Annotated in this window: 14 protein-coding genes and 2 tRNA genes; 3 read left to right on the forward strand and 13 right to left on the reverse strand. The window is 45.1% G+C overall.

Annotated features, from left to right (window positions below; translation table 11 throughout):
• Window positions 1–142: 142 nt before the first annotated feature.
• Window positions 143–2,644 carry a ribonuclease R gene (rnr, locus tag F0229_RS18690; RefSeq protein WP_017063179.1) on the reverse strand — a complete coding sequence of 834 codons (2,502 nt, stop codon included), beginning with the start codon at window positions 2,642–2,644 and terminating at the stop codon, window positions 143–145.
• A 247-nt stretch (window positions 2,645–2,891) separates the two neighbouring features.
• Here rnr and F0229_RS18695 point away from each other — a divergent pair, with 247 nt between their 5' ends.
• Window positions 2,892–4,301, forward strand: coding sequence for an amidohydrolase (locus F0229_RS18695; RefSeq protein ID WP_017065627.1), 1,410 nt, complete (start codon window positions 2,892–2,894; stop codon window positions 4,299–4,301).
• 143 nt (window positions 4,302–4,444) lie between these two features.
• On the opposite strand, the gene F0229_RS18700 is transcribed toward F0229_RS18695, so the two are convergent.
• Together F0229_RS18700 and F0229_RS18705 are read right to left on the reverse strand one after the other, a co-directional pair.
• Entirely contained in the window at window positions 4,445–5,080 is a 636-nt protein-coding gene (locus F0229_RS18700; RefSeq protein WP_171733448.1) for a tetratricopeptide repeat protein, read from the reverse strand.
• A gap of 298 nt (window positions 5,081–5,378) precedes the next feature.
• The gene (locus tag F0229_RS18705) at window positions 5,379–6,695 is read right to left on the reverse strand and encodes an adenylosuccinate synthase (protein ID WP_010434108.1); all 1,317 of its coding nucleotides are present in this window, start codon (window positions 6,693–6,695) and stop codon (window positions 5,379–5,381) included.
• A 172-nt stretch (window positions 6,696–6,867) separates the two neighbouring features.
• On the opposite strand from F0229_RS18705, the gene F0229_RS18710 reads away from it, so the two are divergent.
• A complete protein-coding gene (locus F0229_RS18710) occupies window positions 6,868–7,056 on the forward strand; it encodes a DUF2065 domain-containing protein (RefSeq protein ID WP_010434105.1) in 189 nt (62 codons plus the stop codon).
• Between the two features lie 190 nt (window positions 7,057–7,246).
• Here the strand turns inward: F0229_RS18710 and hflC are convergent, their stop codons facing one another.
• From hflC to tsaE, 8 genes are all read right to left on the reverse strand, one after another.
• Window positions 7,247–8,224, reverse strand: a complete 978-nt coding sequence (gene hflC, locus F0229_RS18715; RefSeq protein WP_017059930.1) for a protease modulator HflC — start codon at window positions 8,222–8,224, stop codon at window positions 7,247–7,249.
• A 2-nt stretch (window positions 8,225–8,226) separates the two neighbouring features.
• Window positions 8,227–9,429: an FtsH protease activity modulator HflK gene (gene hflK / locus F0229_RS18720; protein WP_017063176.1), complete on the reverse strand. Its 1,203-nt coding sequence runs from the start codon at window positions 9,427–9,429 to the stop codon at window positions 8,227–8,229.
• 27 nt (window positions 9,430–9,456) lie between these two features.
• The gene (hflX, locus tag F0229_RS18725; RefSeq protein ID WP_017059928.1) at window positions 9,457–10,764 is read right to left on the reverse strand and encodes a ribosome rescue GTPase HflX; all 1,308 of its coding nucleotides are present in this window, start codon (window positions 10,762–10,764) and stop codon (window positions 9,457–9,459) included.
• 44 nt (window positions 10,765–10,808) lie between these two features.
• Window positions 10,809–11,072 (reverse strand): RNA chaperone Hfq, encoded by a 264-nt coding sequence (gene hfq / locus F0229_RS18730; protein WP_017059927.1) that lies wholly within the window; start codon window positions 11,070–11,072, stop codon window positions 10,809–10,811.
• A gap of 192 nt (window positions 11,073–11,264) precedes the next feature.
• Window positions 11,265–12,197 carry a tRNA (adenosine(37)-N6)-dimethylallyltransferase MiaA gene (miaA, locus tag F0229_RS18735; RefSeq protein ID WP_017059926.1) on the reverse strand — a complete coding sequence of 311 codons (933 nt, stop codon included), beginning with the start codon at window positions 12,195–12,197 and terminating at the stop codon, window positions 11,265–11,267.
• 97 nt (window positions 12,198–12,294) lie between these two features.
• Window positions 12,295–14,499, reverse strand: coding sequence for a DNA mismatch repair endonuclease MutL (gene mutL, locus F0229_RS18740; protein ID WP_171733449.1), 2,205 nt, complete (start codon window positions 14,497–14,499; stop codon window positions 12,295–12,297).
• Window positions 14,500–14,601: 102 nt separating this feature from the next.
• On the reverse strand, window positions 14,602–16,317 hold the full coding sequence (locus F0229_RS18745) for an N-acetylmuramoyl-L-alanine amidase (protein ID WP_017067933.1): 1,716 nt from the start codon (window positions 16,315–16,317) through the stop codon (window positions 14,602–14,604).
• Window positions 16,311–16,775, reverse strand: coding sequence for a tRNA (adenosine(37)-N6)-threonylcarbamoyltransferase complex ATPase subunit type 1 TsaE (tsaE, locus tag F0229_RS18750; RefSeq protein ID WP_017059923.1), 465 nt, complete (start codon window positions 16,773–16,775; stop codon window positions 16,311–16,313). The genes F0229_RS18745 and tsaE overlap by 7 nt, the downstream gene beginning before the upstream one ends.
• A gap of 240 nt (window positions 16,776–17,015) precedes the next feature.
• Between tsaE and queG the strand changes: the two genes are divergently transcribed.
• The gene (gene queG, locus F0229_RS18755; protein WP_017059922.1) at window positions 17,016–18,194 is read left to right on the forward strand and encodes a tRNA epoxyqueuosine(34) reductase QueG; all 1,179 of its coding nucleotides are present in this window, start codon (window positions 17,016–17,018) and stop codon (window positions 18,192–18,194) included.
• 612 nt (window positions 18,195–18,806) lie between these two features.
• Here the strand turns inward: queG and F0229_RS18760 are convergent.
• Window positions 18,807–18,882 (reverse strand) — tRNA-Gly (locus F0229_RS18760).
• 33 nt (window positions 18,883–18,915) lie between these two features.
• Window positions 18,916–18,992, reverse strand: a tRNA-Met gene (locus F0229_RS18765).
• Window positions 18,993–18,996 lie beyond the last annotated feature (4 nt).

The following is an 18,996-nucleotide window of genomic DNA, read 5'->3' on the forward strand; positions in this document are numbered from 1 at the left end:
CGATGTGTCCACCTCTGTGTTGTTCATTTCGAGAGTATGCGTCTTGTGCCTGATACTCTCGCATTAAAGTCATTTCACACTAAATCAGTAGGCGCTAAACCTGATTAGCAGAGCGCCTTATTAGCCTTAAGATTTATCAGTCTTAAGAGTTATCAGCCTTTGGCTTACGGCTTGCTGCACGCTTTTTCTTAGCGCGAGCTTTAGCAGCACCGGTTTTATTCGCTGGCTTTTTCTTCTTAGCAGGGCCTTCGCTGCTTCCGTCAGGTCGCTTAGTTGGCTCAACCATAGGCTTCGCTGATACACCTGGTTTATTACTCTTCACTGCTGAGCGCTTCTTGCTTTTCGCCTTTTTCATCGCTTCTGCTGCACGCTTCTTGGCTGTTTTGCCTTTGCCACGCGGCTGACGATCAGTGTCTTCTAAGTCAAAGTCGATTTGGCGAGTTTCTAAATTAACCGCAGAAACCTTCACTTTAACCGAATCACCCAAGCGGTAGATATTACCTGAGCTTTCACCCACTAGACGCTGACCAACAGCATCAAATTGGTAGTAATCATTCGCTAGCGCTGAGATGTGTACCAAGCCATCAATGTGCAGTTCAGTTAGACGAACAAAGAAGCCAAAACCAGTCACGTTGGCAATCACACCATCCATCACCTCACCGACATGGTCTTGCATGTATTCACACTTCAACCAGTCGTTTACTTCACGCGTTGCGTCATCAGCACGACGTTCAGTCATTGAACACTGCTCGCCGTAGAAGTCCATATCATCGAAAGTGTAGTGGTAACCACCAGTTGGCGTCCAACGTTCGCTGTTACGACCTTCTTCTTTCGCAATAAGGTACTTAATCGCACGGTGCAATAGCAAATCTGGGTAACGACGAATTGGCGAGGTAAAGTGAGCATAGCGTTTAAGAGCTAAACCAAAGTGACCCGCGTTATCCGCGTTGTATACCGCTTGCTTCATTGAGCGTAGCAGCATAGTTTGGATTAATTCACGATCTTCACGTTCATTAATCTGTTGCATCAGTTGTGCATAGTCTACTGGTGATGGCGACAGACCACCTTCCAGTGTTAAACCTAATTCACTTAAAAAGCTCTTGAAGCCCATTAAGCGCTCTTCGCCCGGAGTTTCGTGAACACGGTACAGCGCAGGCTCTTTCGCTTTTTCTACGTAAGATGCCGATGCGATATTCGCAAGAATCATACATTCTTCGATGATCTTGTGTGCATCGTTACGAATTACTGGTTCAATACGGTCGATCTTACGATCCGCATTGAAGATAAACTTAGTTTCTACCGTTTCAAATTCAATCGCACCACGTTCGTCACGCGTTTTCTTAAGCACCTTATACATCTTATGAAGCTCTTCAAGATGTGGTACTTCAGGTTCGTAACGCTCACGTAATTCTTCATTGCCATCTAAGATCGCGCCTACTTTGTTATAAGTAAGACGAGCATGAGAATTCATTACCGCTTCGTAGTGCTTGTAGCCTGACAGTTTACCTTTGTCTGAGATAGTCATCTCACACACCATACATAAACGGTCTACCTGAGGGTTCAATGAACACAAACCATTTGAAAGCACTTCTGGCAGCATTGGCACGACTTGTGACGGGAAGTATACCGAGTTACCACGGTTAATCGCTTCTTTGTCTAGCGCGGTATCTGGGCGAACGTAGTAACTTACGTCAGCAATCGCTACCCATAGACGCCAGCCGCCGCCTTTCTTCGCTTCACAGTAAACCGCATCATCGAAGTCACGCGCATCTTCACCATCAATGGTAACCAATGGCAGTTTACGCAGGTCTACACGTCCTTCTTTTGCTTCTTCAGGAACATGCTCACCTAGGTTTTCGATTTGCTTATCTACCGCTTCAGGCCACTCTTGTGGGATCTGGTGAGTACGGATCGCAATCTGCGTTTCCATACCCGGCGCCATGTTTTCACCAAGAACTTCGGTTACTTTCCCCATCATGTTACGAGAACGACCACCGCGATCCGTAATTTCAATCACAACCACATTACCCATTCGAGCACCGCCTTTATGCTCAGTAGGGATCTGGATGTCGTGACTAATACGCGAATCATCAGCAACAACGTAAGAATGGCCGTACTCTAGGAAGAAGCGACCAACAAGTGGCGTTTTACGCTCTTCAAGCACACGAACCAAGCGACCTTCACGACGGCCACGCTTACTGTTGTCAGTAGGCTGAACCAATACGTAATCACCGTGCATGATGGTTTTCATCTGATGATGCGGCAGCACGATATCATTGTCTTTACCCACACTGCCGTCTGGGCGAACCCAACCATGACCGTCTTTATGACCAATCACATAGCCTTTGATCAGTTCCATCTTCTCAGGCAATGCGTAGCACTGACGACGAGTAAAGATAAGCTGTCCATCACGCTCCATTGCACGCAAACGACGACGCAGCCCTTCATATTGTTCCTCTCCAGCAAGACCCAAAGCTTCGAATAGATCGTTGCGGTTCATCGGAATATTCGCGTCTGTTAGAAACGAAATAATGAACTCTCGGCTTGGTACTGGGTTATCGTAATTTTTCGACTCTCGGTCGGCAAAAGGATCAACAGTGGTTGTCGCTGTCGTGTTTTCTGACGTTGGTGTGTTTTTTGACATAGGCGGGCCTGCTTAAGCAAGGAAGGTATATACCCCTAGTATATCTGATGCTAGGGGTAAGCTACAGATATGCTTTAGAAAACACTCAAATAACCTCAGATTGATACATATCTTCACTTTGTGAAACATCGCTTCATAGACGTGGATTATCATCAAAATTTCAAGCAAACGATAAAACAAACGTTTGCGCCATGAATGAAATACACTATTATCCACGCACTTTACCAACTCCTGTTCTGGGTATGATATGAAACTAAAACGCACTTTATTGGCTTCAGCTATGGCGAGCCTAGCGCTGTTCCCATTCGCAAGTTCGGCAATGGAAAAGGCTGACCTGATGATTACCGATGCGATGGTTCTAACCATGAACCAAGACAAAACGGTTTATGAAAGCGGTACTGTTGTGGTCAAAGACAACAAAATCATTGCGGTTGGTGATGCTTCACTAGAGAAGCAGTACCAAGCTAAGCAAGTGTTAGACGTTGATGGCGATATCGTTATGCCAGGTCTCATCAATACCCATACTCATGTATCAATGACAGTTTTCCGTTCGTTAGCCGATGATGTGCCAGATCGCCTGCACCGTTACATCTTTCCGCTAGAGAAGAAGCTAGTATCGCGAGACATGGTACGCATTGGTGCGAACCTAGGTAACGTTGAAATGGTGAAAGGCGGTGTGACCACTTACGCCGACATGTACTACTTCGAAGATGAAGTCGCAAAAACCGTCGATAAGATCGGTATGCGTGCCATCCTAGGTGAAACGGTGATTAAGTTCCCAGTCGCCGATGCGGCCAACGCAGAAGAAGGCATTAAGTACGCGTTGAACTTCATTGAAGAATACAAAGATCACCCACGCATCACACCAGCGTTTGCCCCACATGCGCCTTACACCAACACCACAGAGATCCTGCAGAAAATATCTAAGCTCTCCCTAGAATTAGATGTTCCAGTAATGATTCACCTTGCAGAATCACACCGTGAAGAAGAGAAAATCGCAGAGCGTTCTGATGGATTGTCCCCGGTTCAATACATGGACAGCATTGGCGCACTCAACAAGAACTTGGTGGGTGCACACATGATCCTCGTTGACGAACATGATATCGAACTGGTGAAGAAATCGGATATGGGCGTGGCTCATAACATGAGTGCTAACATCAAGTCAGCAAAAGGTGTATCACCTGCCCTTAAGATGTATGACGAGAACGTGCGTATCGGTTTAGGTACTGATGGCCCAATGTCTGGTAACACACTGAGCACCATTGATGAGTTCAACCAAGTCGCTAAAGTTCACAAGCTAGTTAACAAAGATCGTGCTGCGATGCCGCCGATCAAAGTGATCGACATGGCGACCATGGGTGCAGCAAAAGCGCTGCACATGGAAGATAAGATCGGCTCTCTTGAAGCAGGCAAACTGGCTGACATCATAGTGATCGATACTAAGGCGCCAAACATGGTTCCAGTCTACAACCCATACTCAGCACTGGTGTACTCAGCTAACTCAGGCAATGTTCGTCACTCCATCGTTGATGGCAAGATCATCATGCAAGATCGCGACATGCTAACGGTAGACGAAGATAAGATTCGTCAAGAAGCACTCGATTTCACCAAGGTTGTTCGTGAAACGGTGATTGAGTCTGGTGAGGTGGTTCAATAACGCTACCGAATTAGATAAACGGTTTTCCGTTCAGATCAAAAAAAGCCTCGCTGATGAATCTCAGCGAGGCCTTTTTAATACGAGTTTTTTAGATGATTAACGAGTGCAGTCGTTCACCATCTAACCTTAATTAATATTCGTAATTACCAGAACACGTCTCGACGTTTTGCTCGAGCGATAATATTGTCCGGCATTCTCTGTTCCAGACCGCTACGAAGCACGGTGATGCGTTTGTGTTGCCTGTCATCCGCAGTCACCGAGTTGTATAACCAGCGGTAAGCATCTTCATAATCTAACGGGCTACCGTAATCACGCAGCAAGAGTTCCGCTAAGTGAATGCTTGCACTGAGATTACCCATAGAGGCCGCTTCACGTAAATACGGAATCGCGCGCTCTTTGTCTTGTTGAACCAAGGTTCCACGAGAATAATAACGACCTAGCTGCTCTAGTGCAGCCGGTAAACCTTGATGCGCCGCGTTTTCCATATAGTAAATGCCGAGCTCGACATCTTGTGGAACACACACGCCCCAAGCCAACATATCACCGTATAAAAACTCATAAGAAGGCAAGCTAATACGCGTTGCACGAGCAACGATATCTTCAACTAACTGGCACTTATCAGCTTTCACTCGCTCTAGGTGTTGATTATTCTCGATTAAATTAATCAGTTCAGCTTCTGTATATATTGGAACGGGCTCTCCCACATCAGCCAAATTAGCATGACTCAAGGGTGAGCTCAGCGCCATTATTAATGAAGCTGCCACAATTCGTAGCTTCATACCTGCACTCTATTATCTGTCGCTAAAGTTATCTATTGAGGGGTGCAGAGGATTTCTACACGCACAAAACAGTGTGAACTTCACTTTCCATGATATCTGTATCGGCAATAACCCCGACGGCTTTAGACAAAACTTGCCGCTAATGGGCAATATTTTGCCTGATGACGCTTAAAAGATCACCATCAAAGAGTGAACGGCTAAATTGCAGGTATTAAAAAGCCGACTTAATAAAGTCGGCTTTTAGAAAACTATTTTATTATCAAAGCACTGTTCGTGCCTGGTAATCACTCAGCAGGCATTATGCGCCGTATGGGTGAACCTTGATGATAGTTTCGTTACGATCTGGGCCAGTTGATACGATATCAATTGGAACGCCAGTTAGGTCTTCGATACGCTTGATGTAATCTAGAGCAGCTTGTGGAAGCGCGTCGATAGATTTAGCACCAAATGTGTTTTCAGACCAACCAGGCATTGTTTCGTAGATTGGCGTCGCTTCTTCGAATGACTCAGCAGCCATTGGAGAAACTTCTAGGATAGAACCATCTTTCATCTTGTAACCAGTACAGATTTTTAGTTCTTCTAGGCCATCTAGAACGTCTAGTTTAGTTAGACACATACCAGATAGAGAGTTGATTTGGATTGCACGACGCATAGCAACAGCATCGAACCAACCAGTACGACGTAGACGACCAGTTGTTGCGCCAAACTCGTGACCAACATCGCCTAGGTGTTTACCAACTGGGTCTTGCTTCTCAAGGCCATCGTATAGCTCAGTAGGGAATGGACCTGAACCAACACGAGTACAGTAAGCCTTAGTAATACCAAGGATGTAACCGATGTGACGAGGACCGAAACCAGAACCTGCAGCAACACCACCAGCAGTCGTGTTAGAAGACGTTACGTATGGGTAAGTACCGTGGTCGATATCTAGTAGCGTACCTTGAGCACCTTCGAACATGATCTTGTCGCCGCGCTTACGTGCTGCGTCTAGTTCGTCAGTTACGTCGATAACCATCGCAGTTAACATGTCTGCGTAGCTCATCGCTTGCTCAAGAACTTCTTCGTAGCTTACTGTTTCAGCTTTGTAGAAGTGCTCTAGTTGGAAGTTGTGGAATTCCATCACTTCTTTTAGCTTCTCAGCAAATGCTTCTTTATCGAAAAGGTCGCCAACGCGTAGACCGCGACGAGCAACTTTATCTTCGTAAGCAGGACCGATACCACGACCCGTTGTACCGATAGCTTTAGCGCCACGAGCGATTTCACGCGCGTTGTCGATTGCAATGTGGTACGGAAGAATTAGAGGACAAGCTTCAGAGATGAAAAGACGTTCACGTACTGGAATACCGCGATCTTCAAGAGGCTTCATTTCTTTTAGAAGTGCGTCAGGCGATAATACTACACCGTTACCAATAACACATTTAACGTTATTACGTAGGATGCCTGATGGAATTAAGTGAAGAACGGTTTTTTCACCGTCAATTACAAGTGTGTGACCTGCATTGTGACCGCCTTGGTAGCGAACCACGTATTTTGCATCTTCAGTTAAAAGGTCAACGATTTTACCTTTACCTTCATCACCCCATTGGGTGCCTAGAACGACTACGTTATTTCCCATCTTTCCAATTTCTGTTGCTAATTAAAAATGGATTCTAGCACTGAATCACACTTCTTGCAGTCACTTTTTGTTCATAAACGTTAACGCTGTACAAAAATAAACCAGCCATAACTGGGGGCAGATGTGTAAAGATACTGATATCATTGCTTTTTTACAGACAAAAGGCAGAACCATGTCTCAATCAATTTGGCTCGCTATTGGGCTCGTACTTATTGTGGAAGGGCTCGGCCCCTTGATTGCACCCAATGGCTGGAGAAACATGGTCGCGCAACTGAGCGAGCAACCAGACACGCAACTGCGCCGCATTGGAGGCTGTCTTGTGGTGGCTGGAGCGGTTATCGCTTTCATGACCTACCGCTAGGTTTCTATAAGTACTAATCTGTTTATAAGTACCACTCTGTTAAGCGCCTTCCCTCGCGCCCCAATAGTGAATCCACAAACATGTCTCCTCCTGAAAGAAATCATAGAAAACAAAAAGGCTCCCACAATGGGAGCCTTTTAAGTTTTAACGTATTTTGCTTATTAAGCTAAGCATTCGCTAACGCATCAGCTTATTTTGCTGGAGCGCCGCTTGCTTGATTCATGTATTGGAAGAAGTCAGTCTTCGGATCCAGTACTAGAATGTCGCTCTTATCGCTAAATGATGTCTCATAAGCTTGCAATGAACGCATGAAGCCGTAGAACTCAGGATCTTTGCTGAACGCATCAGAGTAGATCTTCGCTGCTTCTGCATCCGCATCACCACGAGTGATTCGAGCTGTACGGTCAGCTTCAGCAAGAACTGTTGCCACTTCTAGCTCAGCTTGAGCACGGATAACTTCCGCTTTCTCACGACCTTGAGAACGGTGTCTACGAGCAACCGATTCACGTTCTGCACGCATACGGCGGTAGATAGATTCACTGATTTCGTCAGGAAGGTTAATCTTCTTCATACGAAAATCAACAACTTCAACACCTAAATCAGCCATCGCACTTTCTGCCGTTCCAGACAAAACGTTTTCCATGATCTTATCGCGTTCGCCATCAACTTCTAGTGCTTCTGCAGCCGCTACCGTTGTGACGACTTCGCTATCAGCAGAGTCTGGCAGGATGTCCTTGTTACGAGGGCCTGACACGATCTGCTTAATTTCACGAGAACCAATTTCAGAACGAAGAACATCTGTCACTTTACGCTCAAGAAGTGCTTCTGCCGTCATGATATTACCGCCACCGGTACTCAGATAGAAACGTCCAAAATCAGCAATACGCCATTTTGCGTAAGTATCAATTAGAACGTCTTTTTTCTCTGATGTTACGAAACGGTCAGAACGGCCATCCATCGTTTGAATACGAGCATCAAGTACTTTTACGCGATCAAACATCGGTAGTTTAAAGTGCAGACCTGGTTCATAGATTCGTGATACGCCGTTGTCATCGAGAACTCGACCAAAACGAATTACCATGCCACGCTCACCTTCTTGAATCACAAACACTGACATCAATAGAAGGGCAATCGTCACAACTAATACAGGGATCATTAATTTACGCATTATTAGTATCTCCCTTGGCGTGAACTGTCTGAACGAGTTTGAGTGCTAGGCTTTGGATCCGCTTGAGTTTCTAACTCAATTTGATCGTAAGTTGATGATGCTTTTGCAGGGCGAGAGCCCGACTGAGAACCACCTTGTGCGCCTAGCTTATCAATTGGTAGGTATAGCAAGTTACCGCTTGATTCAGAATCAATCAGGACTTTCGATGTGCTTGAGTACACTTTTTCCATTGTATCTAGGTACATACGGTTACGTGTTACTTCAGGAGCAGCTTGGTATTCAGGTAGCAGTTTCTCGAATTGAGCAACTTGACCTAGAGCACCATTAACTGTGCGCTCTGAGTAACCCACCGCTTCTTTCTTCAAACGCTCAGCACGACCTGTTGCTTTTGGAAGAATGTCATTTCGGTAAGCTTCAGCTTCACGCTCGAAACGCTCTTCATCCTCACGAGCCGCGATAGCATCATCAAATGCATCTTTCACTTGCTCAGGTGGACGTGCTGACTGGAAGTTCACATCAACAATCAGAATACCCATATCGTAGCTATCAATAATACGGTTCAACGTTTCTTGAGTGCTTTGACGAATCTGCTGACGACCACTTGTCAGGATACTATCCATTAGTGAGTCACCAATTACCGCACGAAGCGCGGAATCGGTTGCTTGACGTAAACTGTCGTCTGCATTCGTTACACGATACAAGTACTTGTATGGGTCAGAAACACGGTATTGAACACCCATTTCAACGGTCACAACGTTTTCATCTTTCGTTAGCATCGTGCCAGCAGCACGTAGAGAACGAATCGCTTGAACGTTTACTAGTTGCTCATCACTGATTTCATCGATGAAGCGTGGGTGCCAGTTAAGACCAGGTTCTTCTATACGGTCGAACTGACCCAGTCGAAGTACTACTGCTCTTTCTGCTTCGCCAACGGTGTAGAAACCAGCGAAGAACCAGATAGCAATAGCAATAACGGCAATGACACCAAAGCCAATTGCACCGCCACCACCAATAGATGGCCCGTTACCGTTGCCACCCTTTTTACCAAACTTGCCACCTAACTTTTGACTTAGTTTATTAAACACTTCGTCTAGATCTGGCGGTCCTTGATCTCGGCCGCCGCGATTATTTTTATTACCCCAAGGGTCATTATCGCGGCCGTTATTATCGCCGTTGTTGTTATTTCCAGGCTCATTCCACGCCATTAGAAAGCTCCATCATTTGATATGACGTTATACTGTAGCAGTCTCTTTGGTAACGATAAAGTCACCTAAGAGCGCCCCTTCTCTTTTTTCAAGTTTAGACCAATCTATTTGTTGCATTCGGATATCTATCAACAAGTTACCATTTTCATCATACTCTTCCTGTTGAATACATTTCATCTCGAAGAATAAGCTGCGAATGCGACCCTGATGTTGATGTGGAATACACAACCGGAATTGAACCATCTGGCTAGCTAAACGCTCAGTTAAAGCTTCAAACAGCAGTTCAATACCTTCTCCTTCCATTGCAGAAACCCAAACAGCGCGAGGTGCGCCCTCTTCGTCTCTTTCAATTCGAGGTTTTTGGTCTTCCATGCAGTCAATTTTGTTCATGACTACAAGGGTTGGCACTTCATGAGCATCGATTTCTTCTAATACTTCATGAACAGCCTGAATGTTCTCACGAAAACGGTCATCACTGGCATCAACAACATGTAACAAAATGTCAGCTTCCTGCGTCTCTTGTAATGTTGCCTTGAACGCAGCGACCAAGTCGTGTGGTAGATGACGGATAAAACCTACGGTATCTGCGAGAATTGCAGGCCCGACATCTGCCAAATCAATCTTACGTAGTGTTGGGTCTAGGGTTGCAAACAGTTGGTCTGCCGCATAAACACCAGCACTTGTGATGCGATTGAAAAGTGTTGATTTCCCTGCGTTGGTATAACCAACCAAAGAAATTGTTGGGATTTCAGCTCGATTACGAGCACGTCGTCCTTGTTCACGCTGTTTAGCAACTTTCGCTAAACGACGTAGTATTGCCTTTATACGGTCACGCAACAAACGTCGATCGGTTTCCAGTTGAGTTTCACCTGGACCACGAAGACCAATACCACCTTTCTGCCTTTCAAGGTGAGTCCAACCACGAATCAATCGGGTAGAGATATGACGAAGCTGAGCGAGCTCAACTTGTAGCTTACCTTCATGAGTTCGCGCACGTTGTGCAAAAATATCTAAGATCAAACCCGTGCGATCAATCACACGACATTTACACAATTGCTCGAGGTTGCGCTCTTGGGCAGGAGAGAGGGAGTGGTTAAAAATCACAATTTCAGCACCGGTCAGCTGAACAGCTTGTGCGATTTCTAGGGCTTTACCTTCTCCAACGTAGTATTTAGGGAGTGGGGATTGTCGGCTACCAGTAATCACTTGTAGCGTTTCTACCCCCGCTGAGGAGACCAGCATTTCACATTCGCTTAGATCTTCCCATTCTCCCTCTTGCGTGAAGTTGATATGAACAAGTACGGCTCGCTCGCCGGATTCATAACGGTCAAACAAGCAACCAACTCCTTATTACAGCGCAAGCTGTACAAATTGAACGATTAATCTTCAGTCTTCTCTGGACGATCAGATGGCGTGCGTTGCTCGCCGCTGTGGTGACTAACTGCGCGAGCAGGTACCACAGTAGAAATCGCATGCTTGTAAACCATTTGGTTTACTGTGTTCTTCAATAAGATCACGAATTGATCGAAAGACTCGATCTGACCTTGCAGCTTAATGCCGTTAACAAGATAGATAGAGACTGGAATGCGCTCACGACGGAGTGCATTTAGGAATGGGTCTTGTAGCGATTGCCCCTTAGCCATTTTATTTTCCTTATTTGTATTTTGTTGTAATTATTTAGCTAGTGGTGCACAAAAAGGTGCGGCCTTTGCATCTGAGCTAAATGAATAAAAAAACTCCGTTGTTATTGAAAGGCTGTGATTTTTAAAAGCCTCAATAACGGATCCTTTCCAGAGTATATTCACGCAAAAGCGATCACATTATACACAGCAATACTAATCAGATGCTATTGCATCTGAAAGAGTTTCTAACGCTTGATCAATGTTTTCGCTATCTAACCAAGTTAAATCATCCCAACTGCGCAACCAGGTGATTTGTCGCTTGGCCAACTGACGGGTTGCACAGACACCACGGAAAACCGCTTCGTCTAAATCACAATTACCGTCTAAATAGTCCCACATCTGCCTATAACCAACGCATCGGATCGATGGCAGTTCAGGGTGAAGATCTTCTCTGGCGTACAACGCCTTCATTTCATCTTCAAACCCAGCTTCTATCATCTTCTCGAAACGCAGCTCAATGCGGCGATGGAGTTCAGTCCTTTCCTTGGGAGCTATTGCAAATTGTTTTACACGAAATGGCAGGCTATCGCCTTTCGTTTGAGTTAGCTCTGTTAATGTTTTACCCGAAATTCGGTAAACTTCCAATGCCCTTGAAAGCCTTTGTGGATCATTTGGGTGTATTCTTTCAGCGGATACGGGATCTATCTCTCTTAATTGATCGTGCAATGCCTGCCAACCTTGTTCGATAGATTCCGCTTCAATCTGCTTACGAATCTCTTGATCCGCGGCTGGTAATGGCGATAAACCTTCCAACAATGCTTTGTAGTACAGCATTGTGCCACCAACAAGTAACGGGATTTTGCCTTCCGCTACAATCTTATTCATTTCATTGATCGCATCACGACGAAAATCTGCCGCAGAATACGCTTCGCTTGGATCCAAAATATCAATCAAGCGATGAGGCGCGAGCTCAAGCTCTTCCGCATCCGGTTTAGCGGTACCAATATCCATGTCTTTGTAGATCAATGCCGAATCGACGCTGATGATCTCTACAGGGTATTTCTGACGTAAGCGGATAGCTAAATCTGTTTTTCCTGACGCCGTTGGGCCCATTAAAAACAACGCTAAAGGTAATTTTTCAGTCATGATATTTTGTATTTGCTTCTCTGTTTTAGCGCTTTTTAGCAAAGGGCTTTGTGTCGCGACGTATTCAGCTAAAAAGACAAAGGTCGTCGCGAAAAAATTAAACCGTAAACGCGGCTATAGTCGCTGAAAAGTCGATAGGATTAACAAACTCTGGATCATCTAATGGAAGTAGACCATGCCAAAGTTGTTCTAGTTCCCCAACTAGTTGAACCGCTTCAGATAAAGTGTAGTCGCTTTTTACTTGTGCGGTTTGAATCCCGATCCAGTTAACCAAAGCTGACAACATGTCATTAGGTTGCTTCACTGCACCCTGGGCATTTATTGAAGCCGCGTAAGATAACAGATCTGGGATCAAAATTTGTAAGTTTTGCTGCCTTAAAGGAGAAGGCACGCCCATCACCATTACCGCCTCGCTGTTTCGCGCCTTAAGCTCAATCCCCAGTAATGCCAGAGTTTGACTTAGCGCCTTCGCCACCTCAACCAGCTCGCTACCAAGCTTGATAGATAACGGAACCAATAACGGTTGGCTTTTTAACGCGCCACCTCGAGTATCAAGCTGACCAACAACACGCAATAACTCAGCCTTAGCCAAGGAAACCAGCACACTGCCGTTCTTATTGCCCATTACCAGATACTGACGTTCCACAATCGAGACCGCTTTGCCCAAGTCCGTTACAGGTGCTCTTGGCTTTAAATGAACAGGATTCTGTTGAGCAGGCTTAGCTTCTTTATTTTCTTTATTTTCTAAGTTGTCTCTGGTTTCTACTGGTGCCACATGCTCTTGAGAAAGTGAAGGCTGTACAACTTGCTCATCAAAATCTGGCGTTTTCAGAAGCTCTTTATAGGCTTTCACTTCTCGCTTAGATGGCGCGGGTTCACCATGATGTTGGTGTGGCTCTTTCTCTTTTTTAGGTTCAGGTCGAGACTCTATCCACTCTTGGCGAGAGGAACCGGTAAAACTGCTGTCACTAGTAGCCGAGCTGCGGCCAGCAGATGAACTTGGACTGGTTGATGAGCTTGGGCTAATTGATGAAACATAATGTCGCCCACCATCATTAACGCTGTGTTGAGGCTTATCAAAAGCGTGCTCTGATTCTGCTTTTCTCGGGTAGGCAGGCGTTTGCTCAATAGCGTGTCGCACCCTATCCGAAACTTGGGTTTGATCCGAACTGCTAGGCATTACGCTTTCTGGCTCAGCGAAACTTGCAACACCATCAACTGCAGAGCTCGTACTATCTTGCTGATGATGAATCACTTCTGACTGATGAAAAGCCGACTGATTGATTGGTGCAGCATCGATCTGCTTGCTCTGCGCTAAACCATCGCTCAATGCTTGGTAAATAAAGTCATGCACAAGGCGCGCTTGATGAAAACGCACTTCATGTTTTGCAGGGTGGACATTCACGTCCACCTGATGTGGGTCGAGTTCAATGAACAACACATACGTCGCGAATTGGTCTGGACGCAGGCTGGTTTCGTAGCTTTGACGAATCGCATGATTGATCAGCTTGTCACGCATCATACGACCATTCACATAGCAGTATTGCAGGTCGCTTTGTTGTCTTGCTCCTTCTGGCGTGGTGATCCAGCCATGAAGTTTTAGGCCTTGATGCTCAAGTTCGATCTTAAGCATATGACGAACAAAAGGATTGCCACATACCGCAGCGATTCGCTTTTCTGCTTGAACTTCTGTCTTGGCAGCGCGGTACTGACGAATCATCTTGCCGTTATGACGAAGGTTGATCGTCACATCAAAGCGACTTAATGCAATACGCTTGAGCAACTCATCAATATGGGTGAATTCAGTCTTCTCGGTGCGTAAGAATTTGCGGCGCGCTGGTGTATTGAAGAACAGATCCAACACCTCAACCGAAGTACCAATTGGGTGTGCTGCTGGCTGCAGTTTTACCTGCATATCACGACCTTCACTGTGTGCTGCCCAAGCTTGATCTTGAGTGGCAGGGCGTGACGTCATGGTTAAGCGCGCAACCGAGCTAATACTCGCCAGCGCTTCACCACGGAAACCGAGGCTGACGATCGCCTCTAGGTCATCAAGAGTGTGGATTTTGGAGGTAGCATGACGACTCAGTGCCAAGGCAAGCTCATCTTTTACGATGCCTTTACCATTGTCACGAACGCGGATCATCTTGGCGCCACCTTTCTCGATATCAATATCGATACGTGTCGCACCAGAATCCAAACTGTTCTCAACCAACTCTTTTACAACAGAAGCGGGTCTTTCTACCACCTCACCCGCTGCGATTTGGTTAGCTAACCGAGCTGGCAGTATTTTGATCGTCATATTTATAGCTACCTTACTGCCATTGATGGAAACGCTGCTACGTTTGCACTAGTTCTTATTTTTTATCATTGATATACCTGAAGCTGTTTAGCATTCCCAAGACTACTTGTGAGGAATAATCAACACTTGGCCGATAGCTAGACTGTCAGATCTTAGCTTATTCGCTTGGCGAATGCTGTTGACGCTCACGCCGTATTTCGAAGCTATCTTGCCAAGGTAATCACCTCTTGCAACTTTGTGTTTGCGCAGAGGAACATCTTTAACTTCAACCGTAATACGTAACTTTTGGCCTACTCTCACCGTCTCTGATTTCAAACGGTTCTCACGTTTAATATCAGCCACCGACACTTTATAGCGGCTGGCGATCTTACCTAGGTACTCTCCAGACTTAACCGTGTGAGTGATGGTCTTAGTTTTAACCGCACTGCTTGATGATGAAGTTGAAGCACTGCCTGGAATCTTAAGTACTTGACCAATTGCTAGGCTGCTCGATTTCAGATTGTTGAACTTCATCAACGTCTGTGTCGACGTACCATACTTGCTCGCAATCACAGACAAAGACTCACCACGAGAGACTTTATGTTGGCTCACGCTGCCCGTTGATGACGTTGCGTTAGACAAGATAATCCCTTCAGGCGGGTTAGCCTTCAAATACTTAACCACCGCTTTAGTCACTGCTCGTGCCAATTTATCTTGGTGCGAACGTTGGAAAAGAAGCTTCTCTTCCGTCGGATTCGAAATAAAACCTGTCTCTACCAGTACTGATGGGATCTGTGGTGAACGTAATACTGCTAAGCTGGTGTTAATCGGCTTGCTATTGTGCAGTTTCGCAACCTTACCCATTTCAGACAGAATTGCCGTTGCCAGTTTGTAGCCCTCTTTTTGAGAGTGGCTAAACTGCAAATCAAGCAGGGTTTGGTTTACGTTCTTATCATCAATATTGCTTGTGAACGCTGCACCGCTACCACCAAGCAATTCAGACTGTTTCTCTTTATTCTCAATCCAACGAGAGATCTCTGTATTTGCGCGTCGAGTGTTCAATACAAACACTGAACCACCTCTTGGTTGAGGCGTCGTAAAGGCGTCGGCGTGAATAGAGATCAACAGGTGAGCTTCATTCTCTCGAGCAATCGCAACACGTCGATTCAGGTTCACAAAGTAATCAGCATTACGAGTCATACGAGTTTTGATCCCCGGGACCGCATTCAGTTGAGCTGCTAACTTCTTAGAAATACTCAGAGTCGCGTCTTTTTCGTATTTACGCGTAGGACCAATCGAACCTGGGTCTTCACCACCGTGGCCAGGATCAATCACAATTAGAATATCTTTCTGGCGCTTAACCTGATTAATGTTCTTACTTACCGTTGGCTTACTCGGTGTCGATGTCGCTTTACTTGCCGCACCATGAGGTAAGTCGATCACCAAACGGTGTCCATACTGACCACCTGGGGTCGGGCTCAGTTTGAATAATTCTGCTTTAGACGACTTCTTTAACTCAAAAACCAAGCGATAGGTGTTTTTGTCTGGCGGTGAGCTCTTACGAATCTTAGATAGAACAGGGCTGTCTTTCACCTCGACCGGTAACTTAGTCGCAAGACTGGTATTTTTTAAATCAACCACTAAGCGACTCGGGCTACTCAGGGTGAAATAGCTAAAGTCCGCTTCTGATTTTAAGTCGATAACCACACGAGTTTCTTCTGGAGAAGGCCAAACCCTTAAACTTTTCAGTGAGTTTGCAGAAACAAGTGAAGAAAACAGTATAGAAAAAACAGCAGCCATCATGGCCACTGTTGAAATAAGGCGTTTAGAAATCAACATAACTCCAACTGACTAAGTAAGCGCTGTCCGTATTCACTATTAGCGGTTAAAGAAACAACACGGTGATCGTCTTGGTAACGAATATCAATATCCAAATCGGCTTCTGGTAGCATCCCATAACCTTTCTCAGGCCACTCAACCAAACAGATAGCATCCGGCGTAAAATAGTCACGAATTCCCATAAACTCTAACTCTTCAGGATCGGCTAGGCGATAAAGGTCAAAGTGGTACACCTGCCAATCTGCAAGTTGATAAGGTTCAACTAGAGTATACGTTGGGCTTTTTACATTTCCTTGATGGCCAAGTGCTTTTACAAAGCCACGACTGAAAGTCGTTTTACCTGCGCCAAGATCACCATGCAGATAAATAGTCGTCTGCTGTGAGCAAAGATTAGAAAGCTCCGTTCCTAATTGAATCGTTGCTTGTTCATCTTTCAAAGTAAATTGTTTCGTGCTCATGAATACGTTCTCTAAAAATCGATCGTTGACTATATAAAAATCAAAAGAACAAGAATAGTAAACTGTGATGCTTTTGGGAGACAAGCACTCAAGTGTAAGTTCTATGAAAAATACTGCTCAAAACGCGTCTGTTCTGGTCAACACCACTAAGATCCGTTAAGATCCGCCCCCATTTTTGCCGAACCTAATTTTAATTAGCCTTATCTCTAATTGTAAAACAGAGAAAATAAGAAATAAGCCATGAATCTAGACCATCTTGCTGAAAAAATTAAAATCTGGGGAAAAGAGCTGGGCTTTCAAAAAGTTGGCATCTGCGATGTTGATTTAAGTGAACACGAAGCCCCTCTTCAAGCATGGCTAGATGCAGGCAACCACGGCGAAATGGATTGGATGGCTCGACATGGGATGATGCGTGCACGTCCTGATGAACTTCACCCAGGCACAATTCGAGTGATCAGCGCTCGAATGAACTACCTACCACCAGAAGCTCAGTTCGCCTCTAACCTAAGCGATACCACTCAAGGCTACATCAGCCGCTATTCTTTAGGCCGCGACTATCACAAATTGTTCCGTAACCAGTTGAAAAAGCTAGGACAAAGAATTGAAAAAGAGGTCGAGGGTTTAGACTCACGCCCTTTCGTCGATTCAGCGCCCATTTTGGAAAGACCACTCGCTCAAAAAGCAGGGTTGGGCTGGACAGGTAAACACTCATTAATTCTTGATAAAGACGCTGGCTCTTGGTTCTTTCTAGGGGAGCTGTTAGTTAACATCCCTCTTCCCACGGATGAACCCAGTGTTGATGAGTGCGGCAAATGCACCGCATGTATCACTTCTTGCCCAACGGGTGCCATTATTGCTGATGGCGTGGTTGATGCGCGCAAATGTATTTCGTACTTAACCATTGAATATGATGGTGTGATCCCTGAAGAGTATAGAGATGCCATTGGTAACCGTATCTATGGTTGCGATGATTGTCAGTTAGTTTGCCCGTGGAATCGTCATGCCGAACTCACAGAGCAAACAGACTTTCACCGCAGAGAAGATTTCCAAGAAGCCGATCTGGTTTCACTTTCAAGTTGGGACGAAGCAACCTTCCTAAAGAAAATGGAAGGCTCAGCAATCAGACGTATCGGCCACACCCAGTGGTTACGCAATATCTTTGTTGCGATGGGCAATGCACCATTTCAACAACGCATTATTGAAACCCTGGAGTCTCATCAAGGCAAAAACGAAATGCTTGATGTGCATATTGAGTGGGCTTTGAATAAACAACTACAGCAGTTACCCAACGCTAGCAGTGTGCAAGAAGATAGCTCTACGCAGAAAAATAGCTGTGTGCAAAAAAGTAACAGCAAAATCTCCACCAAAAAGCACAGACTGATACGTATAGTAGAGAAAGGACTACCAAGAGACGCTTAACGCTTTATATACCAATATATGGCAAGCGAGCCCCCACTAACAGTCCAACATTTAAGACAACTCGTTGCACATAATTTTAGAACAATGTTTGACCTTGTTCTCAATTCTAACAATGTGGAAAAAATTCAGAACTCTCGTAAACTTCCGACACCCGAGCAAAGTTAAACACAGTACCGATAAATGATTAAGATCAAAAAACAACAAGTTAACGATCTTTTATTAAATCCAAGATAGGCATCCAACTTGATAAAAAACAACAAGTTACGATCGCTGCAATTCATCTAATATATTGAAAACAAGAAAGATCTTTTAGGGATAGGTAAAGAATTAAGCCTGAAACAACTTTATCAACCAAGTTATCCACACCTAACATTTTGTGGATAAGTCTGTTTATAGATGTGAAAAACCTCAAGTGTCTGCTTCAGAGACCTGATATTTACTAGCATTTCAGTTGCTAAGAAAAATTTAAGACAAAAAAATATCCACCATGATGGAGGATTATTTGCTTTTTTGGGGGATTATGCTTCGCAGCATTAAAGAAAGAGCGTGACCTTTGTGGTCGCCTTTAAACACAGAGGTTTAAAGTACTTATTAGCTTTTTTAGAAGAAAGCTGGAGCGATACATCGGGTTCGAACCGATGACCTCAACCTTGGCAAGGTTGCGCTCTACCAACTGAGCTAGTATCGCATAAGTTAACCGCTATCGCGTTTAACTGTAATGTGGTTGCGGGAGCCGGATTTGAACCGACGACCTTCGGGTTATGAGCCCGACGAGCTACCAAACTGCTCCATCCCGCGTCCG

The organism is Vibrio sp. AIC-3, assembly GCF_013114515.1.
GTDB lineage: Bacteria > Pseudomonadota > Gammaproteobacteria > Enterobacterales > Vibrionaceae > Vibrio > Vibrio crassostreae_C.

Bases quoted from the DNA above. Each gene is read 5' to 3' on its own strand.
- hflK (WP_017063176.1), bottom strand. From the start codon at position 9,429: ATGGCGTGGAATGAGCCTGGAAATAACAACAACGGCGATAATAACGGC.
- rnr (WP_017063179.1), bottom strand. From the start codon at position 2,644: ATGTCAAAAAACACACCAACGTCAGAAAACACGACAGCGACAACCACT.
- hfq (WP_017059927.1), bottom strand. From the start codon at position 11,072: ATGGCTAAGGGGCAATCGCTACAAGACCCATTCCTAAATGCACTCCGT.
- F0229_RS18695 (WP_017065627.1), top strand. From the start codon at position 2,892: ATGAAACTAAAACGCACTTTATTGGCTTCAGCTATGGCGAGCCTAGCG.
- miaA (WP_017059926.1), bottom strand. From the start codon at position 12,197: ATGACTGAAAAATTACCTTTAGCGTTGTTTTTAATGGGCCCAACGGCG.
- F0229_RS18700 (WP_171733448.1), bottom strand. From the start codon at position 5,080: ATGAAGCTACGAATTGTGGCAGCTTCATTAATAATGGCGCTGAGCTCA.
- F0229_RS18710 (WP_010434105.1), top strand. From the start codon at position 6,868: ATGTCTCAATCAATTTGGCTCGCTATTGGGCTCGTACTTATTGTGGAA.
- hflC (WP_017059930.1), bottom strand. From the start codon at position 8,224: ATGCGTAAATTAATGATCCCTGTATTAGTTGTGACGATTGCCCTTCTA.
- mutL (WP_171733449.1), bottom strand. From the start codon at position 14,499: ATGACGATCAAAATACTGCCAGCTCGGTTAGCTAACCAAATCGCAGCG.
- F0229_RS18705 (WP_010434108.1), bottom strand. From the start codon at position 6,695: ATGGGAAATAACGTAGTCGTTCTAGGCACCCAATGGGGTGATGAAGGT.
- queG (WP_017059922.1), top strand. From the start codon at position 17,016: ATGAATCTAGACCATCTTGCTGAAAAAATTAAAATCTGGGGAAAAGAG.
- tsaE (WP_017059923.1), bottom strand. From the start codon at position 16,775: ATGAGCACGAAACAATTTACTTTGAAAGATGAACAAGCAACGATTCAA.
- F0229_RS18745 (WP_017067933.1), bottom strand. From the start codon at position 16,317: ATGTTGATTTCTAAACGCCTTATTTCAACAGTGGCCATGATGGCTGCT.